The organism is Streptomyces jeddahensis, assembly GCF_001642995.1.
Taxonomy (GTDB): domain Bacteria; phylum Actinomycetota; class Actinomycetes; order Streptomycetales; family Streptomycetaceae; genus Streptomyces; species Streptomyces jeddahensis.
In genome coordinates this window covers 1-23,957 of the sequence record NZ_LOHS01000103.1, presented here as the reverse complement: position 1 = coordinate 23,957, position 23,957 = coordinate 1, and the positions used below count along the sequence as shown (strand labels likewise).

Genomic DNA, 23,957 nt, shown 5'->3' with positions numbered 1-23,957 from the left:
GTTCCAGACCCCCGTGATCGCCCTTCGGGCTCGTCCTCAAACGCCGGACGGGCTGAAGATTCCCGCCCGGACGGGCTGAAGATTCCCACTGAACCACCCGCTAGCCTCGTCGCATGAGCAGGCCGCCGTCCTTCGCCCCGCCGCCCGGCGCCCGGGCCTGTCGTCTCGTCACCGAGCGGGGCGACTTCGCAGTCATCGACGCACCGCCGGCAACGGGTCGGCCGCACAAGGGAACCGCTCTCCTGCTCCCCGGATACACCGGGAGCAAGGAGGACTTCATCGCCCTCCACCCACACCTCGCCGCCGCCGGCTACCGCACAGTCGCCGTCGACGGCCGCGGACAATACGAGTCGGACGGCCCGCTGGACGACGAATCCCCTTACGCACAGGTCGAGTTGGCGCGCGACGTCCTCGCCCAAGTCGCCGCGCTCGGCACACGCGTGCACCTCCTCGGCCACTCGCTCGGCGGCCAGATCGCCCGCGCGGCCGTACTCCTGGACCACACGCCCTTCGTCTCGCTCACCCTCATGTCCTCGGGCCCCGCCCAGATCTCGCCCTCCCAGCAGCAGCGCGTGAAGCTGCTTCAGGAGGCTCTCTCACTGATGGACATGACCGAGGTCTGGGAGGCCATGCAGGCCGTCGAGACACCGGAGGACACGGAACTGGACGGCCGTCCGGGCGACCCGGACCCCGCTCCCGGGCCCGGCGGCACGGAGAACCTGCGCCACCGCTGGCTGCGCAACAGCCCCGCCCAGCTCATGGCCACCGGCCGCCAGTTGTGCACCGAACCCGACCGTGTCACCGAGCTCAGCGCCGTACCGCTGCCCAAACACGTGCTCTCCGGCGAGCGCGACGACACGTGGCCGGTGCCGCTCCTGGACGACATGGCCGTACGACTCGCCGCGCACCGCACCGTCGTACGCGGGGCCGAGCACTCCCCCAACACGGACCGCCCGCAGGAGACGGCGGCGGCCATCGCAGCGTTCTGGGACGCCTGCTGAGGCGTACTCCGCCTCGGACCGCCCAGCACGCGCCGGCGCGCGTCTCAGTACTGGGCCTGCAGGTGATCCCAGAAACCGTCCCGCAGCGACCGCCGCAGGTCCGACTGCCCGCGCAGCGAGTACTGCAGCAGCCCCTCCGCCTCCACCAGCAGGTCCTGATCGACCGAGCCGGGCAGATACGGATGCCCGGGCAGCAGCTCGGCCAGACTCTCGCGACCCCGCGCCGCCAGCCACTTCGCCGCGATCTGGGCGCCCACGAACCGCACCTCGTCGCGTGTGGGCCGCGGCACCGACGGCGTCTCGTACGAAGGAACGGTTCGCCGCGTGATGTACGGCTTGAAGAACTCGAGGTCGAACGTGCGCTGGCTGTCGACCTCCCACAGCAGCGGCTCGGCCTGGTTGCGCCCCTCCGGCGCCTCGACGCCCCAGAGGTGGACGCGTGCCCCGTACCCCTGCGCCGCCTCGACGGCGGGGACCAGGTCCTCGTCGCCGCCTATGAGCGCCGCGTCGCTGATCGCCCGATGGCGTGCCAGTGACTCCAGGTCGCTTCTGATCAGGGAGTCGACGCCCTTCTGCTGGTTGTTGGCGTTGAGGTTGCCGAGCCGCACCTTGACGTCCGGCAGCTCCGCGATGGACTGCTGCTCGGCGGTGTGGATGCGGCGGCGGGCGCCGTCGTACCAGTAGACGCGCAGCAGCCGGCTGTCCGCGAAGATCGAGCGGGCCTTGTCGATCAGTGCGTCGATGAGCCCTTCGGCGTCGAGGTCGAAGGCCCTGCGGTCCTCCGTGCCTGCGGCGAGGCGGCCCGCGGCCGCGTAGAGATACCCGGCGTCGACGAAGATCGCGTGGGTCGAGGGTGTCTTCGCCACCTCGGCGAGCATGCGCTCGAGCAGCTCGTTGGTGCGGTCGATGCGCGCGCCCAGCGCCGCAGGTCCGTCGTTCCCCGCGCGTTCGTCGTTCATATGTGCCTCATTGTCCGTGTGGTCACGGAGAGAGCACAAGCCGTCCTCCCCGCTCGTCATTAGGCTCTCGAAAAATTTCCTTAGCGTAGGGAATGTTGGCCCCATGCAACGTGTTGTGACCATACGGAGCGCGGTGCACTGTAGCCACGCAATCCACTCTTAACGGACGGGCAACGGCCCGGCCGCAGCCCGGGACAAGAATCGTGTCCCGGATCACAGCAGTTCTCCTTCAGGAGGATCACCAGACGAAGGGAGAAGCCTTGTTGCGCTTCGAGATCATGCGCCTTGACGACGTCGACGGCACCGCCGTCGACAGCACCGTCGTGGACGCCGCCTCCGTCAACCGGATCGTGCAGCAGGCCGCCGCCATCGGGCAGCGCCTCTACATCCGACCGGCCGAAACCTCGGCCTCGTAACGCGTGCCGGCTCGCGACGCCTCTAACGCGTCGCGACATCTCGTCACTCCAGAGCCCCCGTACCCATCCGTACGGGGGCTCTGTGCGTGCAGGCGCCGTCTCAGGCGCCCTGGATCACCTGCGTCACGCCGTTGATGACCTGCTGCACGGCGATGGCGGAGAGCATCATGCCCGCGAGCCGCGTCACCAGCACCACACCGCCGTCCTTGATCACGCGGATGATCAGCAGCGAGTAGCGCATGACCACCCACAACACCAGGTGGATGGCCACGATCGCCGCCCACACCGAAAGCTGTGTCCCGACGCTGTCGGCCTTCTGCACCGCCAGGATCACCGAGACGATCGCGCCGGGACCGGCCAGCAGCGGCATGCCGAGCGGTACGAGCGCGACATTGACGTCCTTGGTCTGCTTGGGCTCGTCGGTCTTGCCGGTGAGCAGGTCGAGCGCGATCAGCAGGAGCAGCAGGCCGCCCGCGATCATCAGCGCGGGCACGGAGACGTGCAGGTAGTCCAGGATCTGGTGGCCTAGCAGGCCGAAGACCGCGATCACTCCGAAGGCGACGCAGACGGCCTGGAAGGCCATCTTCCGCTGCGCCTTGGCGGGACGGCCCGAGGTCAGCGCGAGGAAGATCGGGGTGACCCCGGGGGGATCCATGATCACGAAGAGGGTCAGGAAGAGGGAGCCGAAGACAGCGAGATCGAACACGGATGGCCTTGCAGGGTGTGAGGGTCGGTCGTACGACGGGCGGGGGCAGGCGGCGATGGACTCGCCGCCGTATCCGGGGAGAGGGAGAGCTTCAGGCGCGGTGGCGCGGGGACGAGGAGGTGCGGTCCGCGCTCACGCGGGACAGGGCGCGGACCACGAGGGGCGTGCGGTGCACGCTTGCGCCGGACGGGTGACGGGTCACGGCTGACAACGCGGTACGGGCCGCGGGCTCCAGCGGGCTACAGGCGCCCGCCGGTGCCCGGCACGGGGAACGCCCCGGTGGCCCGTCGCGTGATCTCCCCGAAGATCTCGGGGTCGGTGGTGAACTCGCCGAGCACGCAGGTCTTCCGGCTGCCGTGGTAGTCGCTGGACCCCGTGGTCAGCAGCCCCAGGTCGGCGGCGAGCCCCCGCAGCCGGGCGCGGGTCGCCTGGTCGTGGTCCATGTGGTCGACCTCGATGCCGTCGAGTCCGGCGGCGGCGAGCTTCGCGATCGCCGTCTCGGGGACGACCTCGCCGCGCTTGACGGCGAGCGGGTGCGCGAAGACGGCGACCCCGCCCGCGGCCTTGATCAGCCGGATGGCGTCGAAGGGGTCGAGTTCGTGCTTCTCGACGTACGCGCGTCCGCCGTCGGCGATCCACTCCGGCGTGAACGCGTCCGAGACGCTGGAGACGACGCCGAGCTCGACCAGCGCCGACGCGATGTGCGGGCGCCCCACGGAGCCGTCGCCCGCGATGCGCGCGACCTGCTCCCAGGTGACCGGGACTCCGAGGTCCTGAAGCTTGGCGATCATGCCCTTGGCCCGCGGCACCCGGTCGTCGCGCACCAGTTCGCGCTCGCGCAGCAGCTCCGGCTCCTCGGCGTCGAACAGGTACGCCAGCATGTGCAGGCTGACACCGTCGAAGCGGCAGGAGAGCTCGGCGCCGGTGACCAGCGTCAGCCCCTCCGGCACGGCGGCGATCGCCTCGGCGTGTCCGCGGCTGGTGTCGTGATCGGTCAGCGCGACGACGTCCAGACCGGCGGCCGCCGCGTTGCGGACGAGCTCGGCCGGGGTGTCCGTGCCGTCCGAGGCGGTGGAGTGGGTGTGCAGATCGATGCGCACGACGCGTACTCCATGCTCTGACGGGACCGATACGAAGGGGACGCTCAAGGATAACGGGGCCCCGCCCGTGCTTCGCCCGCACCCCGGCTGCGGGCGGCGGCCCCGCTCTGCGGGGGTGCGGGGGGGGGTGCGCGCGGGCTCCGCGGGACCTTCTTCGCCGCGCCGCGGGACCTTCTTCGCCGCGCCGCGGACGTTCGCCGCCGCGCCGCGCATCTTCGTCGCCGCTCCGCGGCAGGATTCCCCGCCCGTCCGCTCCTTCTCGTCTCTCGCCTGACGCCGCCCGGGTTCGCGACGGGGGCCGGGCTTCGGCGCCCCCAGCTGCCCGGGTGCCCGGCTGCCGCCCGGGTGGCCTCCCGGGGGTGCGCGCGGGCTCCGCGGGACCTTCTTCGCTGCTCTGCGGACCTTCGTCGCCGCTCCGCGGTGGATCCCCCGCCCCGTCCGCTCCTTACTCGCCTGACACAGCCCGGGTTCGCCCCGGACGCCGGGCTTCGGCGCCCCCAGCTGCCCGGCTGCGGCCCCGGGGTGACCTTGCCCGCTCCATGGGCGGGTTCGCGGCTCCGGGCGGTTCTCGTCTCGCTCGGCCCCGAAGTGTCAGCAGTGTCAACGCCCGGTCTCCACGCCGAGCACGGTGGTGCCTGCCCTGCGGGGCCCTTCGCGAGGGCCTTCTTCGGCGCTCGACGGCGGCCCCGCCCGCCCCGCCCGCTTCTGCGGCCGGTGGGCGGGAAACCGCCTGCGGGCCGTTCCTGGGGCGGCTGGGCGGGCAACCGCCAGCGGCGCTACGGCGGCGGGCAACCGCCTGTGGCCGCTTACGGTGACAGAATCCGCGGCGTCAGCGCCCCGCACGGGAGCAGGTCCATTTCCGCCCCCGCCTCGCGCAGATCGGTCAACACCAGCTCGTCGTACATCAGCAGGCCCGACTGCTCGGGCCACACGACCGCCCACAGCCACAGTCCGCGGGCCTCGCCGGCGAAGACGGCGCGGTCGTCGGGGGTACCGGCCACAAGCCACAGCGGGGTCGGCCGACCGGCGGCCAGGACCTTGGCCTGGGGTGGTTTCTCCACGTTCAGGTACGGGCCGGGGTCCGGGCCCTCGATGCCCGCGTACCGCGCGCCGAGCCCGACGCCGAGCTCCTCGGCGACCAGTATCAGTTCACCCATACCGCCGAGCGGTCCCGGCCCGGAGCACGCCACCGCGGTGGCGCGCCCGCCGGTGCGGTCGTCGCCCGCGGAGGCCACCCCGGTGAAGAGCCAGCCGACCGGCAGCGGCCACGGCATCCACACCGGCACCTGCGCACGGTGCACCACGACGCTGAGGGCCTCGACGCTGGGCGGGATCACGGGCTGCAGCGGGTGCACGGGCCCGTGCACATCACACTGCCAGGAGTCGGCAAAGAGTCCGGGAGCCCTGACCCGGCCACCACACTTCGGGCAACTGGGTTCGCCCCTCATAGGGCTCAACGGTCCTCCCCGGTCGTCGTCGCGTCAAGGACGATCACCCGTCCGGAGTGCGCAACCACCGGCCCGATGTAGATGTAGGCCGCATCGACGAAGGTCCGACTCCGTCCGCTTTCAGCCAAGTCCAGCCGGACTCAGGCGCTCTCCGTCTCCTCAGGCGGCCTCAGACGGTCCGAGGCGGCCCGCGGCGGTCAGTCGAGCGCGACGGATCGCCGCAGCGGGTCGCGCAGGTCCGTCGCGCCCGCGAGCCACCGCTCCTGCAGCGCCCCCGCGCCGTGCACCCGCTTCCAGGCGGCCTCGTTCGGCGTCATCGGCAGCAGCGGCAGAAAACGTACGGGGTCCAGGGGCGCGTCCAGCTCCAGGTCGTCGATGAGGCCGCCGGACTCCGCCACCAGCACGGAGGTGAAAGGGGCGCCCGGCCACAGCGGTTCGCCCACGTCGAGCGAGGCGCCCGGGGCCACGACCACGCCCTCGACCTGAGGCGACGCGGCCAGCACGGCGAGCGGGCGCAGCACCTTGTCGGTGTCGGCGAGACCCGCGCGCACGGAGAGCACAAGCTCCGCCCGGGGACCCTTGACCGGATCCGCCCGCGGCGACGTGGGGTCGGCCATCGGGGCCGCCGACATCCCGAGCGTGACGTATCTCATGATGTCCCCGTCGGTGAACCGCAGGACCTCGATGCGGTCCGTTCCGAGGAACGTCACCGCAGCACGCGCGTCCGGTTCGCCCAGCGCCATGCGCAAACGAGCCTCGACCAGAGTGAGAACATCAGCCATGCGGCGAGCATAGAACTGGTCAGTGACGGGCAAACTGGCGACTTGACACTTCAGTTCGCTGATAAGCTGGGCCGCCGGTCGGGCAGCACCGCAGACGGGGCCTCGCAGCGAACAGCTGGAGTCGCTCCCGCGCCCCGACCGCGTGGGACATCCCCTACGGGGGACCGGCCGGAGGAGGTGGGGCTGCAATGGACCGAAGTCGACCGTGCAGTACCACCCGCTCTTCCGGCCGCTGAGTCACTCAGCTTCGAAAACTGTCAGCTTCGAACGCTGTCAGCTTCGCAAGCTGTCCCACCCTGCGCGCGCATTTCCGGCGCTCGACGGAAGAGCACTTCGTTTCCGCCTGATCTGTCTGATCTGTATCAGTACCGCTGGTCTCAGTACTGCTGATCTGAGTCAGCGGCGAAGCTGCCACCGCGACGATGCGGTGCTCCCCGCTTTGTGGACGAGCCAAACATCGAAGTCAGGACGTCCTCATTCCGGGTAGTTCCACCCGTCGCCGGCGGCTCTGTTGCGAAGGAGCCTGCCCATGTCGATGATCCGTGACCTGCGTGCCGCCGTCCGTCCCGCACTGCGCAAGGACGGCGGCAGCTACAGCGCGTACGACACGACTCGCGACCCCTCGACGACCTCCGCGGTCGTCGACTGCGCCGTCTACCGCGACGGCCACCGCGTCACCTGCGACGAGACGCTGACGCCGCACGAGGCGATGCTCCAGGTCCGCCGCGACGGCGGCTTCGCCTGGATCGGGCTGCACGAGCCGACCGAGGCCGAATTCGCCGGTATCGCGGCCGAGTTCGGGCTGCACCCGCTGGCCGTCGAGGACGCCGTCCACGCCCACCAGCGCCCCAAGCTGGAGCGGTACGACGAAACGCTGTTCACCGTCTTCAAGACCGTCCACTACGTCGAGCACGCCGAACTCACCGCCACCAGCGAGATCGTGGAGACCGGCGAGGTCATGTGCTTCACCGGACGGGACTTCTTCATCACCGTGCGGCACGGCGGCCAGGGCTCGCTGCGTGCGCTGCGGCACCGGCTGCAGGAAGAGCCCGAGCTGCTGGCGAAGGGCCCGTCGGCGGTGCTGCACGCCATCGCCGACCACGTCGTCGACGGCTATCTCGCGGTCGCCGACGCCATGCAGGACGACATCGACGAGGTCGAGACCGAGGTCTTCACGCCCGGCCGCAAGGGCGGAGTGTCGCGCGGTGTCGACGCCGGGCGGATCTACCAGCTCAAGCGCGAGGTGCTGGAGTTCAAGCGGGCGGTCGCGCCGCTCGCGCGTCCCATGCAGCTGCTGAGCGAGCGGCCGATGCGGCTGATCGACCCCGACATCCAGAAGTACTTCCGGGACGTGGCCGACCACCTCGCGCGGGTGCAGGAGCAGGTCGTCGGTTTCGACGAGCTGCTCAACTCGATCCTGCAGGCCAACCTCGCGCAGGCGTCCGTCGCCCAGAACGAGGACATGCGCAAGATCACGTCCTGGGCGGCGATCATCGCCGTGCCGACGATGGTCTGCGGTGTGTACGGGATGAACTTCGAGTACATGCCGGAGCTGCACTGGAAGTTCGGGTACCCGCTGGTGCTCGGGGTGACGGTGGGCATCTGTCTGACCATCCACCGCACGCTGAAGCGGAACGGGTGGCTCTGAGGGGCCCTTGCAGGGCTGGCCCTTGCGGGGGGGCTGCCTGCTGTCAGCCGACGCGGTTGTCCTCGGCGGTCCGGGCCTCACTACGCTGGTCCCATGACGGATCCGCTGCTCGACCAGGCCCTCGTCGAGGAGGCCACCAAGAAGTCCGGGCTCATCTGGGTACAGGGCAGCGGCCCGGCCCGGGCGCTGTGGCACGTGTGGCACGAGGGCGCCGCCCATGTGGTCGGTGACGGTCCCGGCGAGCAGCCGCTCCCGGGGCTCGCCGACGGGGGCACCGCGACCGTCACCGTGCGCAGCAAGGACAAGGGCGGGCGCCTCGTCGAGTGGGCCGCGACGATCACGGAGCTTGCCGCGGGCTCGCCGGAGTGGGAGGCCGCCGTCGCCGAGCTGAAGGGCAAGCGGCTGAACGCGGCGGATGGTGAGGCGATGCCGGAGCGGTGGGCGCGGGAGTGCCGGGTGCTGCGGCTGGAGCCGGTGGGGGCGACGGCGGAGCTGCCCGACGGCTCGCTGGCCGCCGCGCCGCTGCCGAGCAGTGCGACGACGCGCCGACCGATTCCGGCGGCGCTGCCGCGACTGCTGCTGCGCCGCGGACGCCGCCGGCACTAACTCCTCCGGAGTGGGCGCCGTATGCGCCTTCGGCCGGTGGGTGGGTCGGGGCCGCGCCGGGATGTACGTCCTCGGTCTGGCGCCAGGCCGTACGTCGTTTGGGCGAGCCCACACTTTGCGCCAGCCGCTGCGGGCGCACACCCCGCCACGTCCCCTTCGGCCGGAGGGCGCCTGCGGGTTGACCGTTGTGGCGGCACGAGCCGCTTACCGTTGTGGGCAATCGTTCCGCAGGGCTGGGGGCACCTCCCAGCGGTAGCTGGGGGAGGGTGGGCACAACAACACCACGACGGCGGGCGCCCGCACTTGTCCGGCACCACGCCGTGGGGGGGCGGCACGGCAAGCAGCTGCCTACGACGTAGGCAGCTGCTTGCCGTAGTCGACCATCTGCTTCTCCGTGGGCTCCTCGAGCTTGAAGTCCTTGCCCCACTCGGAGAGTTCAAGCGTGCCGGCGTTCCCGGCGCGCTCGAGGAGGAGGGGGTAGGGCGTGCCCTCCAGGGACACGGCAAGCGTGCCGCCCGCCCCCTTGTCCCCGGTGACCTCGATGGTGCGGGTCCCGTCCGCGGTGCCGCGGTCCCCCTTGCCCAGCGTGCCGTGCAGTGTCAGCAGCCCGTCGAGCAGGACGTCCTTGTCCGTGAACCCGCTGAGCTGCTTGTACGCGGGGTCGCCCTGCGGCACCTTCACGTACTTGCCGTCGAGTTTGTCGGCTGCCGCCCCGGCCGACTCACCGTCGTCCGCGTTCTCGTCATGGGCCCAGAACGCCGCGTCGGCCTTCAGATAGAGGTGCGTACCGACCCGCAGCAGCCAGAACGTGCTGCCCTTCGTGGTGACCGAGCCGCTTCCGCCGTCGTCCTTGAGGCGCATGTCGAGCTCGTACGTGCGGCCGCTCACCACGACCTTGCCGGACAGCCGGACCGAGTCCGCGGCCTCGGCGGCCTTCAGCGTCTTGCTCTGGATCTGTTTCGGGGGCAGCTTGCCGACCCCGTTCGTGCCTGCGTCGGGGTCCTCGCTGCAGCCTGTCAGTACGCCTCCCACGGCGACCAGCCCGGCGCACAGCATGCTCATCAGTGCGGCCCTGCGGGTGCGGCCCAGGGGAAATGCAGACACAGGTGGGACTGCCTCTCATGCGGTTGTCCTCGACGGCGTACGGCAGCGTACCTGTGCCTCAGTGCCGTAGCGGAGCCAGTCCGTCCGGACCGCCTGCCAGGGCGGACACGACCTGGACGGGCTAGCCTGAAGCCCGTAACAACGGGACAAACTGGCGCGAAAAGGAGGCGCGTGGCATGGCAGCGAGCGCCCCCAGGATCTTCGTCTCGCATCTCGCCGGTGTCGCCGTCTTCGACCCGAACGGCGATCAGGTGGGGCGGGTGCGCGATCTCGTCGCCATGCTCAGGGTCGGGCGCCGGCCGCCGCGGCTCCTGGGGCTCGTCGTCGAACTCTCCAGCCGCCGCCGGATCTTCCTCCCCATGACGCGAGTGACCGGTATCGAGTCGGGCCAGGTGATCAGCACCGGCGTCATGAACGTGCGGCGCTTCGAGCAGCGGCCGACGGAGCGGCTCGTCCTCGGCGAGATGCTCGACCGCCGGGTGCGCCTGGTGGAGACGGGCGAGGAGGTGACCGTCCTCGACGTGTCGATCCACTCGCTGCCGGCCCGGCGCGACTGGGAGATCGACCGCGTGTTCGTACGGAAAGAACCCGGGAAGCGCGGAGGGCTTCCCTGGTCGGACAGCGCGAAGCGGGCCGGAGGCGCCTTCCGGCGGCACAAGGGCGAGACGCTCACCGTCGAGTGGTCGGCCGTCACGGGCTTCTCGCTCGAGGAGACGGGGCAGGGCGCCGAGAGCCTGCTGGCCACCTTCGAACAGCTGCGCCCCGCCGACCTGGCCAACGTGCTGCACCACCTCTCCGCCAAGCGCCGCGCCGAGGTCGCCGCGGCCCTGGACGACGACCGGCTCGCCGACGTGCTCGAGGAGCTGCCCGAGGACGACCAGATCGAGATCCTCGGCAAGCTGAAGGAGGAGCGGGCCGCCGACGTCCTGGAGGCGATGGACCCGGACGACGCGGCGGATCTGCTGTCGGAGCTGCCGGAGGACGACCAAGAGCGGCTGCTGAGCCTGATGCAGCCGGGCGACGCCGCGGACATGCGCCGGCTGATGGCGTACGAGGAACGCACGGCGGGCGGCCTGATGACGACCGAGCCGATCGTGCTGCGGCCCGACGCGACCGTCGCGGACGCCCTCGCACGCGTCCGCAACCCGGACCTGTCGCCCGCGCTCGCCGCCCAGGTGTATGTGTGCCGCCCCCCGGACGAGACCCCGACGGGCAAGTTCCTGGGGACGGTGCACTTCCAGCGGCTGCTGCGCGACCCGCCGTTCACGCTGGTCGGCGCGCTGCTCGACGAGGACCCGCAGGCCCTCGCCCCGGACACGGCACTGCCCGCGGTGGCGGGGTTCTTCGCGACGTACGACATGGTGGCGGCGCCCGTCGTGGACGACAGCGGATCGCTGCTCGGCGCGGTCACGGTGGACGACGTCCTCGACCACATGCTGCCCGAGGACTGGCGGGAGTCAGAGTTCCACATGGCAGGGGAGGCCGGCGGTGGCGCCTGACCGCGATCGCGAGAGCCGCACCGAGGCGCCCCGGCAGCCGAGGTTCCGCCTGGACCAGCCGCTGCCCCAGCGCCGCCGGATGCTGCCCGAGTACGACCCGGAGGCCTTCGGGCGGCTGTCGGAGCGCATCGCCCGGTTCCTCGGCACCTGGCGGTTCATCCTCTGGATGACCGCCACGATCATCGTGTGGATCATCTGGAACGTCGCCGGCCCGCCCGGGCTCCGCTTCGACGAGTTCCCGTTCATCTTCCTGACCCTGGCGCTCTCGCTGCAGGCCTCCTACGCCGCCCCGCTCATCCTGCTGGCGCAGAACCGGCAGGCCGACCGCGACCGCGTCCAGTACGAACAGGACCGCAAGCAGAACGAGCGCTCCATCTCGGACACCGAGTACCTCACACGCGAGATCGCCGCCCTGCGCATGGGCCTGGGCGAGGTGGCCACGCGCGACTGGATCCGGTCCGAGATCCAGGACCTGGTGAGGGACCTCGAGGAGCAGCAGGTCCTCATTCGTCCGGACGGCGCCCGCGGGCGTGATCCGGGCGACCGTTGAGACGCGACCCGAGGCGAGAGTGACCTAAGCAACCGCTTGGGGGCTTTCCGGGGTCACCGCCCGGCGCCGTACCATCGTGCGTATGGCTACGGAAGACGCGGTGCGCGCAGCACTGGCGACGGTGAACGACCCCGAGATCGGACGACCCATCACCGAGCTGGGGATGGTCAAGTCGGTGGAGATCGGTGAGGACGGTGCCGTCGCGGTCACCGTCTATCTCACGGTCTCCGGATGCCCGATGCGCGAAACGATCACGAAGCGCGTGACGGACGCGGTCTCGGCGGTCGAGGGCGTCACACGCGTCGACGTGTCGCTGGACGTGATGAGCGACGAGCAGCGGCGCGAACTCGCCGCCGCGCTGCGCGGCGGCCAGGCCGAGCGCGAGGTGCCGTTCGCCAAGCCGGGTTCGCTCACGCGCGTGTACGCGGTGGCGTCCGGCAAGGGCGGCGTCGGCAAGTCCTCGGTGACGGTGAACCTGGCGGCCGCGATGGCGGCGGACGGGCTGAAGGTCGGCGTCGTGGACGCCGACATCTACGGCCATTCCGTGCCCCGGATGCTGGGTGTGGACGGGCGTCCGACCCAGGTCGAGAACATGATCATGCCGCCGTCCGCGAACGGCGTGAAGGTCATCTCGATCGGCATGTTCACGCCGGGCAACGCGCCCGTCGTATGGCGCGGCCCGATGCTGCACCGCGCGCTGCAGCAGTTCCTCGCGGACGTCTTCTGGGGCGACCTGGACGTGCTGCTCCTCGACCTGCCGCCGGGCACGGGCGACATCGCGATCTCGGTCGCGCAGCTCGTCCCGAACGCCGAGATCCTCGTCGTCACCACCCCCCAGCAGGCGGCGGCAGAGGTCGCCGAGCGGGCCGGCGCCATCGCCGTCCAGACCCACCAGAAGATCGTGGGCGTCGTCGAGAACATGTCGGGCCTGCCGTGCCCGCACTGCGACGAGATGGTCGACGTGTTCGGCACGGGCGGCGGCCAGGTCGTCGCCGACGGCCTGACGAAGACCACCGGCGCGACCGTCCCGGTCCTCGGCTCGATCCCGATCGACGTACGCCTGCGCGAGGGCGGCGACGAGGGCAAGCCGGTCGTCCTGACGGACCCCGACTCCCCGGCGGGAGCGGCTCTGCGCAGCATCGCCGGCAAGCTGGGCGGCCGCCAGCGGGGCCTGGCGGGCATGTCCCTGGGCATCACGCCGAGGAACAAGTTCTAAGCAGGTCGGGCGAAGCGCTGCGGTTCGGCAGCGCCCCGAAGGGGCGCGGGGCCGTATCGATATGCGGCTCCGCCGCGATGGGGTCCCCCCTGCTCGAGCGAAGCCGAGAGCTTGGGGGAGCGACCAGCCACGATGGCGCCGCAGTCGATCGACGGCACATCGGGGCCCCGTGGCGGAGCCGCACATCGGCACAGCCAGCGGAGCGCTAGCGCCACGCTGAAGGGGGGCACCGTCACAAGACGGCGCCCCCCCTTCCGTTCAGCGAGCCGCAGGCTCACGCATACGTCGTGATGTCCTTGATCATCGAGAAGCCCACCCCGTACGCGCTCATGCCCCGCCCGTACGCCCCCACGTGAACCCCCTCCGGCGTGGACCCGGCCAGGACCCACCCGAACTCGGACTCGCGGTAGTGGAAGGGTGTCGGCACCCCGTCGACCGGCAGGGACAGCGTCGACCACGCGGACCCCGCAAGATCGTCCGCAAGCGCCCACGCGGTCTCGGTCTGCTGCTCCAGCCAGTCGTCGCGCAGCGTGTGGTCCATCTGGGCGGGCCAGGTGACCGACAGCAGACCGACCCCGGCGAGCCAGGCCGCCGAGGACACGGAGGTCGCCTCGAGCAGCCCCGTCCCGTCCGGGCTGCGCCGCACGGGGTTCGCCGCGACGGTCACCACGACCGTGAAGCGCTCCTTCTCCTCCTGGGCATCGCCGCGCACCGTGGGCTCGTCGCCGTGCGCGATCGAACCGTGTTCCACACAGCCGTCGGCGGCGGTGCCGACGCTCAGGAGCCGGCGCGGACCCGTGAACGCCTCGTCGAGGCCGTACCAGGGAAAGGGCGCCATCAGGAAGCCTTCGAGGGTCTCCCCGGCGATGGGGGCCTGTTGTTCGCCCTCCATGGCCGACGGCTGCGCATCTACCCGACTTGTCGTCTCCATCTGGCCCGACGCCTCCTCGCTCTCGTCGGACCGGGGCGGCCCGCCCCCCACGGGCGACCTCACGTCCGGTCCGTACAACAACAAGGCAGGATAGCCACACCCGTTCCGGGAGTCCGGTATGCGGGAAATACGTGGGTCGTACCGGTCGGACTGGAGATAGACCGAATGGCGTATCGGTCGAACGGTGTGACGGCCGCGCCCCGCGATCCGCTCAGGTCGCGTCGGCGTCGAACGGCGGGCGCTCGTCAGCCTCGAGGCTCCGGCGCTTCTTGGTCATGTCGACACTGCCGCCGACAGCCCCCGACGAGGAGCCCGAGGACCCCGACGAGGCCGTGGCCACGTCGCTGTCCCGGCCGTGCACCGCGTCCGCGACCTCGGCCATCTCCTTCTTGAGGTCGAATCCGTTGCGGATCTCCTTCAGCCCCAGGTCGTCGTTCTCCAGCTGCTTGCGGATGAACGTCTTGGGGTTGAGGTCCTCGAACTCGAAGTCCTTGAACTCCGGGCCCAGTTCCTGCCGGATGTCCTGCTTGGCGCTCTCCGAGAACTCACGGATCTTACGAATGGTCCGCGAGATGTCCTGAATCATTTTGGGGAGCTTGTCCGGGCCGAAGACGAGCACGGCAAGGACGACGAGCGTCACCAGCTCGAGTGGTCCTATGTCATTGAACACCTAGCGCTCCTTGCGATGTCCTCGGCCCGCGGCAGGTCGTGCGTCGTCCGGACCGGCTCCACGGTACCCGCCGATCCTGTCGATCCGGTACCGTCCCCGGCGTCCCGGATTCATGCGCACGACCATTCGCGGGGAATTCACAGGCGGCGCACGGGCACCGTCCGGACGGCCGGTGTCGGCGGTGTCCGTCGAACGGCTCCCGAAGGGCCTTCGATGACCTTCGTAGGGCCCTCAGAGGGCCGTCGACGTTCGGGCAGTCTCAGGGGTGCGGTCCTTCGGTTTCGGGTGGTTCTCAGTCGCCCTCCGACGAGCCGAGGACCAGTGTGACCTTCTTCTCGTCTCCGTCCCGCTTCAGGGTCAGCTCCAGGCGGTCGCCCGGGCGATGGGCCCGGATCTTGACGATGAGCTCCTCGCCCGAGTGGACGCTCTGGCCGTCGACCTCGGTGATGACGTCTCCCGCCGTGATCCCCGCCCGGGCGCCGGGGCCGCCCTCGTTGACCGGTGAGCCGCCGTCGTTGCCCTTCATGGCGACACGGGCACCGTCGCCCGTGTAGCCCATGTCGAGCGTGACGCCGATCACTGGGTGTGTGGCCTTCCCCGTGTTGATGAGCTCCTCGGCGACGCGCTTGCCCTGGTTGATGGGGATGGCGAAGCCCAGCCCGATCGAGCCCGCCTGCCCGGCTTCCGGATCCGATCCGCTGTCGGCGGACCGGATGGCGCTGTTGATGCCGATGACGCGGGCCTGGGAGTCGACCAGAGGGCCGCCCGAATTGCCCGGGTTGATGGGCGCGTCGGTCTGCAGCGCGTCGACGTACGAGATGTCGCTGCCGTCGCCCTTCTCGCCGCCCGCCGTGATGGGCCGCTCCTTGGCGCTGATGATGCCAGACGTCACGGTGTTGGCCAGGTCGAACGGGGCGCCGATGGCCACGACCGGATCGCCGACGCGGACGTTGTCGGAGTTCCCGAGGGGCAGCGGCTTGAGGCCGCTCACGCCGGAGACCTTGACCACGGCGAGGTCGTAACCGGTGTCGCCGCCCACGACCTCCGCCCGGGCGGTCTGACCGCCGCTGAACGTCACCGATATCTCGCCCCCGGTGCCCGCGGGCTCGACGACGTGGTTGTTGGTGAGGATGTGACCGCGGGCGTCGAGGACGAAGCCGGTGCCGGTGCCCTGCCCGTCGTCGCCGCTCACGTGCAGTGTCACGACACTCGGCAGCGCGCTGGCCGCGATCCCGGCGACGCTGCCCGGGGTACGGTCCGTGGACTCCGCCCCGGCTTGCGGGAGTTCGACCTCGCTCACTCCGCCGTTGCGCTCCAAGTAGGCGCCGACGGCGCCGCCCACACTGCCCGAGACGAGAGCGATGAGCGCGGCTCCGGCGACCAGCACCCGCCTGGCACGCTTCCGCCGCCGCTCCGGGGACACCTGCACGGACCCGTTCTGCTGAAGCGGCGCGGCCCGCCAGGGGTCGTACCGCTGCCAGTGCGCACCGGAGGCCCCTGGAAGGGGCGGCATGGAGGCCCCCGGAGGCGGCGGCATGTGGGGCTGCGGCGGGGGCACCGCCCCGTGCGCCGGCAACGGTTCCTGGTGGGGTATGGCGCCCTGGGACAGCCCTTGCTGATGGGGTACGTCGCCTTGGGGCAGCCCTTGCTGGTGGGCTATGGCGCCTTGCTGCGCGGCGACCGGTCCCTGGGGGTGGTGGTTCTGCGGGTGCTGGGGGGCGGCTAGCTGCGGGGGCACCGGCTGCGGAGGCGCCGCCTGTGGAGGCGCCGCTTGCGGGGGCACCGGCTGCGAGGGTGCCGCGTGCGGAGGCACCGGCTGCGGGGGCGCCGCCTGTGGGGACACCGCGTGCGGAGGCACCGGCTGCGGGGGCGCCGCCTGTGGCGCATTGCCGTACCCGGACTCCACCGCCACCGATCCGTCCTCCACGGCCGGCACGGCGTCGACCGGCTCGGGCGCCGGCGAGTTCACACCGCCGTCCGCACCGCCGGAGTCCGGAGCCGCGCCACCGTCCGCTGCCCCTGCCGTTGCCGCTGCTGCTGCCTCTGCCGTTGCTGCTGCTGCCTCTGCCTCTGCCTCTGTGGTCAGCCCAGCGCGCCGACCGGGCGGCGAAGAACCCGGCTCCCCACCGGCCTTGGCGTGGACAGACTCCCGATCAGTTACCGCCCGACCTGAATCGGCGTGCACCGCCTCGGCCACGTCCCCGCCCCCGGCGTCGGCCCCGGCCACCGCCGCGGTCGAATCCCCGCCCAGCACCTGCGGGGACGATTCTCCGACCAGCGCCTGCGGCTCGCGATCCCTGCCGGGCCCCTGCGAGACGTATCCGCCGCCGGGACCCTGCGAGACGTGCCCTCCGTCGGAACCCTGCGAGACGTGCCCTCCGTCGGAACCCTGTGGGACGTCCCCCGCCCCTGCCTGCGGCTCGGCCCCCGCGTCCGGCACGTGCGGCCGGGGGCGGCTCCACCACTCCGGCTTCGCGGGCTTCCCCTCGTCCATACTCTCCCCACACCCGGCCCCGCGGAGCGCCCCGCGGGCAGCCCCGCCATGATCTCCGCGGCCCGAATCGCCAATTCCACGCCCGTCGTCGACCAGACGGGCGCGGCCCACCCGGCGATTCAACCAGGTTCACGCGCCCCGGCGCAGACCAAGGCTCGGCCTGACGCAGAGCAAGGCCGGGCCTGGCCCAGACCAAGGCCCGGCCTTCGGCCGAGCAACGGCTGCGTCCGGCGCAGGGCAGGCGTCAGCGGTGAGGCGTCGTCGGCGTATAGGACGACGAGGATCCGGGCACCGGCGTCGCGGCGATCTCCCATGCCGGCCCCGCGGAGCCCATGAGCTCCGGGGGTGCGTCGGTCGTCGCCATGCCGGGCGGCATCGGACGTATGAGCGGGGACATGGCGGCGGCACCGGCCACGATGGGCGTCATGAGCGGGTGCAGTGTCTGCCCCGTGCCAAGGCCTCCGCGGAAGGCCGGTGGTGGCAGCGCGGGCAGCAGCGGGGCACCCGCCCCCGTGGCGTCGACCGGATCCGAGAGGGCACCGCCCGGCCGCTGCCCTTGCGCCAAGAGGGGACCGGCACTGCGGCGGCGCAGGGATTCGGGGGTGCCGAGGACGCCCGCACCCTGCGTACGGAACGGCGTCACGGTGGAGCCGGCGCCGGAACCGCCGCGCGCATCGGCGGTGCCCGTCGGCACACCCGTGGACACCCCGCCCAGCGCGATCGCGGCCAGCGACACCGCACCGGCCGCGGCGAAGGCGAACCGCCGTCCGCGCGACGCGGAGCGGCCGTCGTGACGGCCGACGTCGTGGATGCGGAAGCCGCGCTCCTCACCGGGGAGCACCCCGGCGTGAGCGGCCATCGGGGCGTACCCGAAGGACGTGCCCTGCCTTACTCCGAAGACTCCGTTCCCCCCGAGGCCTCCCCCGCCGAAGGGATCTCCTTCGTTGTCATCACCTCCGGGCAGCCCCTGAAGGCGTGCGAGGAAGGTTTCAGAGGGCGGCGGAGGGGCGGCTTCCGCGAAGACGTTCTTCAGGCGTCGCTGGGCATCGGCCTCGGCTTTGCACTTCGGACAGGTGGCGAGGTGCGCGAGGACACGCTCGCGCGAGTCATGGCCGAGCTCGCCGTCGACCAGGGCGGCGAGCCGGTCTCCCAGATGCTGCTCTGCGGGTGTAGGACGTGATCCACTCACGCGGTCGCGCCCCCTCCTCCCAGCGCGGGTACCGCGGTCACGAGGGTGCGGCGCTCCGCGCGGGCCTCGGGCGACCGGTGCTGGAGGGCCTTGCGCAGCTGCGAGCGGCCACGGTGGATCCGGCTGCGGACGGTGCCGAGCTTGACACCGAGAGTCGCGGCGATCTCCTCGTACGACAGTCCTTCGATGTCGCACAGCACGACGGCGGCGCGGAACTCGGGCGCAAGGGTGTCGAGGGCCTGCTGGACGTCGGCGTCGAAGTGGGTGTCGTGGAAGGCCTGCTGCGGGGTGGGCTCGCGGCTGGGCAGCCGCTCCGCCGCGTCCTCGCCGAGCGCGTCGAACCGGATGCGCTGCTTGCGGCGGACCATGTCCAGGAACAGGTTCGTCGTGATGCGGTGGAGCCAGCCCTCGAAGGTGCCGGGCGTGTACGTCGACAGGGAGCGGAAGACGCGGACGAAGACCTCCTGGGTGAGGTCCTCGGCGTCGTGCTGGTTGCCGGTCAGGCGGTACGCCAGCCGGTAGACCCGCCCGCTGTGGGTGCTGACGATCTCCTCCCAGGTCGGCGGAGTCCACGCCTGGGAATCCGCGTCGGTGGCGAAGGTCGCGGTCGATACGGATTCGGCGGTGGACGCACCTCCCATGCCCTTGAAGGCCTGGGTGCGGAATCGGTCAGCGGTGTCAGTCACGGATTTCGGCTCACCCGCCGACCTGAGAAAGCGCCGCAGCGCACCTCTCCGATCCACAGGCGCAGCCGCACCTCCCCTGTCGGCTCTGGTGGTGTCCAGTGGAGCCCCTACCATAGCCACCTCGCCCGTTAGCTCCGGATAAGCGCTTTTCCGTGAATTTGGTGTGCGCTTCTGGTCTTGCGTCTGGACTTGCTCGCCGTCCTGATCCATCCGCCTGCCCCCGTTCCCTTCCCTCCCCTCTAAACGCCCGGTCCCATCTCCGGGTTCCCGGGGCCAGCGGCTACAGTCACGGCCAGGCAACTACGGGGAACAGGAGAGGGCCATTACCGGCTACCGGCAGACGAGCTGGGCGTTCGCCGACGCCTATGTCGCCGAGGACGAAGCACTGCTCTGGGCCCGCGACCGGGCCCGCGACGCAGGGCTGCGCACGGTGTCGCCCAGCACCGGCGCCGCGCTGCGGATGCTCGCCGCCACCGTGGGCGCCAAGGCCGTGGCCGAGATCGGTACCGGGACCGGGGTGTCCGGAATCCATCTGCTGCACGGGATGCGCGCCGACGGAGTGCTGACCACGGTGGACCCCGAGCCGGAGCGCCAGCAGTTCGCGCGCCAGGCGTTCCGCGCGGCCGGTTTCGCCGGCAACCGGGCGCGGTTCATCCCCGGCCGCGCGCTCGACGTACTGCCCCGGCTCGCGGACAGCGGTTACGACCTCGTCTTCTGCGACGGCGACCGCATGGAGTGCCTCGACTATCTCGCTGAATCGTTGCGGCTTCTGCGTCCCGGCGGTCTCGTCTGTTTCGAGGGCGTCTTCTCGGACGGCCGGACGATCGGCCCGGGCCCGCAGCCCGCCGAGGTGCTGCGCCAGCGTGAGTTGCTGCGCACGGTACGGGAGAGCCAGGACCTGGTGCCTTCGCTGCTGCCGGTGGGCGACGGGCTGCTCTGCGCGGTCAAGCGATAGGAATGGGGCTCCCGGAGCCCGGGACTTCCCGATCCCCGCGGCTCCCGGAGCCCGGGGCTCCCGGAGGCAGGGTCCTGGCCAGGACTTCCGAGGCTTCCGGAGCCGGGACTTCCCTGGCCGGGGACTTCCGGATCCAGGGCTTCCCAAGCCGGGTGTCTGGTTCACGAGCCGGGGTGTCCGGGCGCCTCTTTGTCCGAAAGACCCCCTGACACAGCTCTGCCCCGGCACCACGTACGATGCCGGGACAGCTGCAAAAAGTTGTGGGCGTTGTGCGTCAGCCGACGACCTTCTTAAGGGCGTCGCCGAGCGCGTCGGCCTCGTCCGGGGTCAGCTCGACGACAAGCCGTCCGCCGCCTTCGAGCGGAACGCGCATGACGATGCCCCGCCCCTCCTTGGTCACCTCGAGCGGGCCATCACCCGTCCGCGGCTTCATGGCCGCCATGCTCGTTCCCCTTCCTGAAACCAGCTCATCGTCAGCCGTCGGCCCACGAAGGGCACGCGTCACCGGCCTCGAACACATTGCTTCCAGGCCATTATCCCGCATCTCATGACCCGATGACCAACATCGGTAGGCATCGCTTGGGCAACGCACTTTCGCAAAACCACTCAATTCGGCGATGTGGTTGCGATACTGCTCCGAATCCCGCGTTCGGCCGGACTTGGAATTCTTTGATGCAGGTCACATGGGCATGCCAGATGATCTCCGACATGCTGTCCTGAGACGCCGAGACGACACCTGAGCCGCTACACAGGAGGGGACCCGCCATGGCCGACACCGTGCTCTACGAGGTGCGCGACGGACTCGCGACGATCACGCTGAACCGCCCCGAGGCGATGAACGCGCTGAACACCGAGACCAAGGTCGCCCTGCGGGACGCGGCCGAGTCGGCCGCCCGGGACGAGTCGGTACGTGCCGTGCTGCTGACGGCCGCCGGTGACCGGGCGTTCTGCGTGGGCCAGGACCTCAAGGAGCACATCGGCCTGCTGGCCGCGGACCGCGAGACCGGCAGCAGCGTCACCATGAGCACGGTCCGGGAGCACTACAACCCCATCGTCCGGGCCCTCACCGGTATGCCGAAGCCCGTGGTGGCGGGCGTCAACGGCGTCGCGGCCGGCGCCGGCTTCGGCTTCGCCCTCGCCGCCGACTACCGCGTCGTCGCGGACACGGCCAGCTTCAACACCTCCTTCGCCGGGGTCGCCCTGACCGCCGACTCGGGCGTCTCGTGGACGCTGCCGCGGGTCGTGGGCCCGGGCCGCGCCGCCGACCTGCTGCTCTTCCCGCGCACCATCAAGGCGCAGGAGGCATACGAGCTGGGCATCGCCGGCCGCCTCGTACCGGCGGCCGACCTGGCCGCCGAGGCCGAGCAGGTGGCCAGGGCGCTGGCCCAGGGGCCGACGCTCGCGTACGCGGCGCTCAAGGAGTCGCTCGCGTACGGGGCGTCCCACTCGCTCGACGAGGCGCTGGAGAAGGAGGACGAACTCCAGACGAGGGCGGGCGCCTCCGAGGACCATGCGATCGCGGTGCGGGCGTTTGTGGAGAAGGGGAAGCCGACGTATCTCGGCCGCTAGGCGCTCCGCTTGGTAGGCCGTTGATCGTCTGCGGCGCCGTCGTGACGGGTCGCGCCCACGCGGGGGAGCCGCATATCTCCTGCCGTCGGTTCGCTGCGGCGCCGTTGTGGCTGGTCGCGCAGTTCCCCGCGCCCCTTCAGGGCGCCCCTTTGGGGCGCTGCCGTCATAGGCGACGCGCTACGCAGTCTGCTAGGTGGTCGTCGACCAGGCCGCAGGCCTGCATCAGGGCGTATGCCGTCGTCGGGCCGACGAAGCGCAGGCCGCGCTTCTTGAGGGCCTTGGACAGCGCCGTCGACTCGTCCGTGACGGCGGGGACGTCCGCGAGGGAGCGCGGTATCGGACGGGACGCCGGGTCCGGTGCGTACGACCAGATCAGGGTGTCCAGCTCGCCCGGGGACCAGTCGGCGAGCACGCGCGCGTTGGCGAGCGTCGCGTCGATCTTGGCGCGGTTGCGGATGATGCCGGGGTCGGCGAGCAGACGCTCGCGGTCGGCGTCCGTGAAGGCCGCCACCGATGCGATCTTGAAGTCCGCGAAGGCGGCGCGGAAGCCCTCGCGACGGCGCAGGATCGTGATCCACGACAGCCCCGACTGGAACGCCTCCAGGGACAGCCGCTCGTACAGCGCGTCGTCCCCGTGGACGGGGCGGCCCCACTCCTCGTCGTGGTACGCCACATAGTCCTCGGTGGACAGGGCCCAGGGGCAGCGCAGCGCTCCGTCGGGACCTGCCAGCGCGGTGCCGGTCACCGGTCCTCCTCCGGTGCCGGACGGCCGGGTGCGTCCTCGGGGTGCTGGGCGCCGTACGGCCCTGCCGCGGAGCCGTACGCCTCGGACGGGCCCGGAGCGCCAGTCGCCCCGAACCCGGTGGCCCCGAACCCGCCGGTGGACCGGGCGCGGGCGCCGGCCAGCGCCGTCTCGAGCTCCTCGATCCGCGCGTCCCGCTCGGCCAGCTCGGCGCCGAGACGGCCGAGCGCGTCGTCCACGTCCGCCATGCGGTAGCCGCGGACGGTGACCGGGAAGCGCAGCGATTCCAGGTCGGCCCGGCCCACTGGGCGGTCCGGGGGCAGCGGGTTCGCGAGCCGCTCGGGCGGCGCCTCCGGCAACACGGCGCTCTCGCCGCCGCCGACGACGGCCAGCGTCACCACGGCGACCACCACGACAAGCGCGACGACCAAGAACAAGAACAAGACCATCTCTCCGGTCCCCCACGCTCGGATACCGACTCTGCAAGCTGCTCGTGACTCACCTCCGGCACGAAGCCGGGGCCTCGAAACCGTCAGAGTCCGATCGTGCCATGCGACGCTGACAGTTAAGGTCGCAGGCGGCCGAACAGGGAAATCCGATCAGGAGGATCACAGGGGATGCTCAGGCTGGGCAGGCGCGCATTCGAGCCGCACGAGCCGGTGATCATGGCGATCGTCAACCGGACCCCGGACTCCTTCTACGACCAGGGCGCCACGTTCCGCGACGAGCCCGCACTGGCCCGCGTCGAGCAGGCGGTGTCAGAGGGTGCCGCCATCATCGACATCGGCGGGGTCAAGGCCGGTCCGGGCGAGGAGGTGACGGCCGAGGAGGAGGCGCGCCGCACGGTCGGCTTCGTGGCCGAGGTGCGCAGGCGCTTCCCCGACGTGATCATCAGCGTGGACACCTGGCGGCACGAGGTCGGCGAGGCGGTCTGCGAGGCGGGCGCGGACCTGCTGAACGACGCGTGGGGCGGGGTCGACCCGAAGCTGGCGGAGGTCGCTGCGCGGCACGGCGTGGGTCTGGTGTGCACGCACGCGGGGGGCGTGCAGCCGCGGACGCGCCCGCACCGGACCGAGTACGACGACGTGATGGCCGACATCCTGCGGGTCACGCTGGGGCTGGCCGAGCGGGCGGTGGCGCTCGGGGTGCCGCGCGAGGCGGTGCTGATCGATCCGGGGCACGACTTCGGCAAGAACACCCGGCACAGCCTCGAGGCGACGCGCCGGCTCGGCGAGATGGTCGAGACGGGATGGCCCGTGCTCGTGTCGCTGTCCAACAAGGACTTCGTCGGCGAGACCCTGGACAGGCCGGTCAAGGAGCGGGTCCTGGGCACGCTCGCGACGACGGCCGTGTCGGCGTGGCTGGGGGCGCAGGTCTATCGGGTGCACGAGGTGGCGGAGACGCGGCAGGTGCTGGACATGGTGGCGTCCATCGCGGGCCACCGGCCTCCGGCGGTGGCCCGGCGGGGCCTCGCCTGAGCCTCCGGCGGCTCTACCGGAAGCTGCGCTGAGCCGGTCCGTGAGGGCACCCGCCGTCGTGGGTTGTGCCCACCCTCCCCCAGCTACCGCTGGGAGGTGCCCCCAGCCCTGCGGAACGATTGCCCACAACGGTGACGGTCGCCCCCCACCGGCGCAGGCGCCATCGGGCCGAAGGGGACGTGGCGGGATGTGCGCCCGCAGCGGCTGG

Annotated in this window: 23 protein-coding genes and 1 pseudogene; 10 read left to right on the top strand and 14 right to left on the bottom strand. The window is 71.3% G+C overall.

Features of this window, described 5'->3' with window-relative positions:
- Positions 1–113: 113 nt before the first annotated feature.
- Positions 114–1,001, top strand: a complete 888-nt coding sequence (locus STSP_RS24420; protein ID WP_067282100.1) for an alpha/beta fold hydrolase — start codon at positions 114–116, stop codon at positions 999–1,001.
- Between the two features lie 44 nt (positions 1,002–1,045).
- Here the strand turns inward: STSP_RS24420 and STSP_RS24415 are convergent, their stop codons facing one another.
- Positions 1,046–1,960: an NYN domain-containing protein gene (locus STSP_RS24415; RefSeq protein WP_067282097.1), complete on the bottom strand. Its 915-nt coding sequence runs from the start codon at positions 1,958–1,960 to the stop codon at positions 1,046–1,048.
- Between the two features lie 263 nt (positions 1,961–2,223).
- On the opposite strand from STSP_RS24415, the gene STSP_RS39750 reads away from it, so the two are divergent.
- Positions 2,224–2,376 carry a hypothetical protein gene (locus STSP_RS39750; protein WP_198547427.1) on the top strand — a complete coding sequence of 51 codons (153 nt, stop codon included), beginning with the start codon at positions 2,224–2,226 and terminating at the stop codon, positions 2,374–2,376.
- A gap of 100 nt (positions 2,377–2,476) precedes the next feature.
- On the opposite strand, the gene STSP_RS24410 is transcribed toward STSP_RS39750, so the two are convergent.
- From STSP_RS24410 to STSP_RS24390, 4 genes are all read right to left on the bottom strand, one after another.
- Positions 2,477–3,082, bottom strand: a complete 606-nt coding sequence (locus tag STSP_RS24410) for a MarC family protein (protein ID WP_067282094.1) — start codon at positions 3,080–3,082, stop codon at positions 2,477–2,479.
- A gap of 239 nt (positions 3,083–3,321) precedes the next feature.
- Positions 3,322–4,182, bottom strand: a complete 861-nt coding sequence (locus STSP_RS24400; RefSeq protein WP_067282089.1) for a PHP domain-containing protein — start codon at positions 4,180–4,182, stop codon at positions 3,322–3,324.
- Between the two features lie 806 nt (positions 4,183–4,988).
- The gene (locus tag STSP_RS24395; RefSeq protein WP_067282087.1) at positions 4,989–5,630 is read right to left on the bottom strand and encodes a DUF6758 family protein; all 642 of its coding nucleotides are present in this window, start codon (positions 5,628–5,630) and stop codon (positions 4,989–4,991) included.
- A 197-nt stretch (positions 5,631–5,827) separates the two neighbouring features.
- Positions 5,828–6,412, bottom strand: a complete 585-nt coding sequence (locus STSP_RS24390) for a suppressor of fused domain protein (protein ID WP_067282086.1) — start codon at positions 6,410–6,412, stop codon at positions 5,828–5,830.
- A 529-nt stretch (positions 6,413–6,941) separates the two neighbouring features.
- Between STSP_RS24390 and STSP_RS24385 the strand changes: the two genes are divergently transcribed.
- Positions 6,942–8,060, top strand: coding sequence for a magnesium and cobalt transport protein CorA (locus tag STSP_RS24385; RefSeq protein ID WP_067282083.1), 1,119 nt, complete (start codon positions 6,942–6,944; stop codon positions 8,058–8,060).
- 93 nt (positions 8,061–8,153) lie between these two features.
- Positions 8,154–8,666, top strand: a complete 513-nt coding sequence (locus tag STSP_RS24380) for a hypothetical protein (RefSeq protein ID WP_067282080.1) — start codon at positions 8,154–8,156, stop codon at positions 8,664–8,666.
- A gap of 348 nt (positions 8,667–9,014) precedes the next feature.
- Here the strand turns inward: STSP_RS24380 and STSP_RS24375 are convergent, their stop codons facing one another.
- A complete protein-coding gene (locus tag STSP_RS24375) occupies positions 9,015–9,770 on the bottom strand; it encodes a hypothetical protein (RefSeq protein WP_232789770.1) in 756 nt (251 codons plus the stop codon).
- Positions 9,771–9,946: 176 nt separating this feature from the next.
- Between STSP_RS24375 and STSP_RS24370 the strand changes: the two genes are divergently transcribed.
- The 3 genes from STSP_RS24370 to STSP_RS24360 all read left to right on the top strand — a co-directional run bounded on the left by STSP_RS24370 (position 9,947) and on the right by STSP_RS24360 (position 13,035).
- Entirely contained in the window at positions 9,947–11,269 is a 1,323-nt protein-coding gene (locus tag STSP_RS24370) for a magnesium transporter MgtE N-terminal domain-containing protein (protein ID WP_067282079.1), read from the top strand.
- Positions 11,259–11,819 (top strand): DUF1003 domain-containing protein, encoded by a 561-nt coding sequence (locus STSP_RS24365; RefSeq protein WP_067282076.1) that lies wholly within the window; start codon positions 11,259–11,261, stop codon positions 11,817–11,819. The genes STSP_RS24370 and STSP_RS24365 overlap by 11 nt, the downstream gene beginning before the upstream one ends.
- 82 nt (positions 11,820–11,901) lie before the next feature.
- A complete protein-coding gene (locus tag STSP_RS24360) occupies positions 11,902–13,035 on the top strand; it encodes an Mrp/NBP35 family ATP-binding protein (protein WP_067282073.1) in 1,134 nt (377 codons plus the stop codon).
- Between the two features lie 274 nt (positions 13,036–13,309).
- Here the strand turns inward: STSP_RS24360 and STSP_RS24355 are convergent, their stop codons facing one another.
- The 5 genes from STSP_RS24355 to sigE all read right to left on the bottom strand — a co-directional run bounded on the left by STSP_RS24355 (position 13,310) and on the right by sigE (position 19,119).
- Positions 13,310–13,966 carry a hypothetical protein gene (locus STSP_RS24355; protein ID WP_067282108.1) on the bottom strand — a complete coding sequence of 219 codons (657 nt, stop codon included), beginning with the start codon at positions 13,964–13,966 and terminating at the stop codon, positions 13,310–13,312.
- A gap of 211 nt (positions 13,967–14,177) precedes the next feature.
- Positions 14,178–14,636, bottom strand: coding sequence for a sec-independent translocase (locus STSP_RS24350; protein WP_067282070.1), 459 nt, complete (start codon positions 14,634–14,636; stop codon positions 14,178–14,180).
- Positions 14,637–14,928: 292 nt separating this feature from the next.
- Positions 14,929–16,542 carry a S1C family serine protease gene (locus STSP_RS37425; protein ID WP_232789772.1) on the bottom strand — a complete coding sequence of 538 codons (1,614 nt, stop codon included), beginning with the start codon at positions 16,540–16,542 and terminating at the stop codon, positions 14,929–14,931.
- An 832-nt stretch (positions 16,543–17,374) separates the two neighbouring features.
- Complete coding sequence (locus tag STSP_RS24335; RefSeq protein WP_067282065.1) at positions 17,375–18,319, bottom strand: anti-sigma factor family protein; 945 nt, start codon at positions 18,317–18,319, stop codon at positions 17,375–17,377.
- Complete coding sequence (gene sigE, locus STSP_RS24330) at positions 18,316–19,119, bottom strand: RNA polymerase sigma factor SigE (RefSeq protein ID WP_078067462.1); 804 nt, start codon at positions 19,117–19,119, stop codon at positions 18,316–18,318. The genes STSP_RS24335 and sigE overlap by 4 nt, the downstream gene beginning before the upstream one ends.
- 141 nt (positions 19,120–19,260) lie before the next feature.
- Here sigE and STSP_RS24325 point away from each other — a divergent pair.
- Positions 19,261–19,960 (top strand): annotated as a pseudogene (locus tag STSP_RS24325) (O-methyltransferase).
- 274 nt (positions 19,961–20,234) lie between these two features.
- Here STSP_RS24325 and STSP_RS24320 read toward each other — a convergent pair.
- Complete coding sequence (locus STSP_RS24320) at positions 20,235–20,402, bottom strand: DUF3117 domain-containing protein (protein WP_003966491.1); 168 nt, start codon at positions 20,400–20,402, stop codon at positions 20,235–20,237.
- A 323-nt stretch (positions 20,403–20,725) separates the two neighbouring features.
- On the opposite strand from STSP_RS24320, the gene chcB reads away from it, so the two are divergent.
- On the top strand, positions 20,726–21,529 hold the full coding sequence (gene chcB / locus STSP_RS24315) for a 2-cyclohexenylcarbonyl CoA isomerase (protein ID WP_067282061.1): 804 nt from the start codon (positions 20,726–20,728) through the stop codon (positions 21,527–21,529).
- A gap of 163 nt (positions 21,530–21,692) precedes the next feature.
- On the opposite strand, the gene STSP_RS24310 is transcribed toward chcB, so the two are convergent.
- Together STSP_RS24310 and STSP_RS24305 are read right to left on the bottom strand one after the other, a co-directional pair.
- Positions 21,693–22,274 (bottom strand): DNA-3-methyladenine glycosylase I, encoded by a 582-nt coding sequence (locus STSP_RS24310; protein ID WP_067282060.1) that lies wholly within the window; start codon positions 22,272–22,274, stop codon positions 21,693–21,695.
- Positions 22,271–22,720, bottom strand: a complete 450-nt coding sequence (locus tag STSP_RS24305) for a DivIVA domain-containing protein (RefSeq protein ID WP_067282058.1) — start codon at positions 22,718–22,720, stop codon at positions 22,271–22,273. Before STSP_RS24305 ends, STSP_RS24310 begins: the two co-directional genes overlap by 4 nt.
- Before the next feature lie 168 nt (positions 22,721–22,888).
- Between STSP_RS24305 and folP the strand changes: the two genes are divergently transcribed.
- Positions 22,889–23,749 carry a dihydropteroate synthase gene (folP, locus tag STSP_RS24300; protein ID WP_067282056.1) on the top strand — a complete coding sequence of 287 codons (861 nt, stop codon included), beginning with the start codon at positions 22,889–22,891 and terminating at the stop codon, positions 23,747–23,749.
- The last annotated feature ends 208 nt before the right edge of the window (positions 23,750–23,957 follow it).

Coding starts and splice junctions, on each gene's coding strand:
- STSP_RS24420 (WP_067282100.1), top strand. CDS start 114: ATGAGCAGGCCGCCGTCCTTCGCCCCGCCGCCCGGCGCCCGGGCCTGT.
- STSP_RS24415 (WP_067282097.1), bottom strand. CDS start 1,960: ATGAACGACGAACGCGCGGGGAACGACGGACCTGCGGCGCTGGGCGCG.
- STSP_RS24395 (WP_067282087.1), bottom strand. CDS start 5,630: ATGAGGGGCGAACCCAGTTGCCCGAAGTGTGGTGGCCGGGTCAGGGCT.
- STSP_RS24390 (WP_067282086.1), bottom strand. CDS start 6,412: ATGGCTGATGTTCTCACTCTGGTCGAGGCTCGTTTGCGCATGGCGCTG.
- STSP_RS24385 (WP_067282083.1), top strand. CDS start 6,942: ATGTCGATGATCCGTGACCTGCGTGCCGCCGTCCGTCCCGCACTGCGC.
- STSP_RS24380 (WP_067282080.1), top strand. CDS start 8,154: ATGACGGATCCGCTGCTCGACCAGGCCCTCGTCGAGGAGGCCACCAAG.
- STSP_RS24370 (WP_067282079.1), top strand. CDS start 9,947: ATGGCAGCGAGCGCCCCCAGGATCTTCGTCTCGCATCTCGCCGGTGTC.
- STSP_RS24360 (WP_067282073.1), top strand. CDS start 11,902: ATGGCTACGGAAGACGCGGTGCGCGCAGCACTGGCGACGGTGAACGAC.
- STSP_RS24355 (WP_067282108.1), bottom strand. CDS start 13,966: ATGGAGACGACAAGTCGGGTAGATGCGCAGCCGTCGGCCATGGAGGGC.
- sigE (WP_078067462.1), bottom strand. CDS start 19,119: ATGGTAGGGGCTCCACTGGACACCACCAGAGCCGACAGGGGAGGTGCG.
- STSP_RS24320 (WP_003966491.1), bottom strand. CDS start 20,402: ATGGCGGCCATGAAGCCGCGGACGGGTGATGGCCCGCTCGAGGTGACC.
- chcB (WP_067282061.1), top strand. CDS start 20,726: ATGGCCGACACCGTGCTCTACGAGGTGCGCGACGGACTCGCGACGATC.
- STSP_RS24305 (WP_067282058.1), bottom strand. CDS start 22,720: ATGGTCTTGTTCTTGTTCTTGGTCGTCGCGCTTGTCGTGGTGGTCGCC.
- folP (WP_067282056.1), top strand. CDS start 22,889: ATGCTCAGGCTGGGCAGGCGCGCATTCGAGCCGCACGAGCCGGTGATC.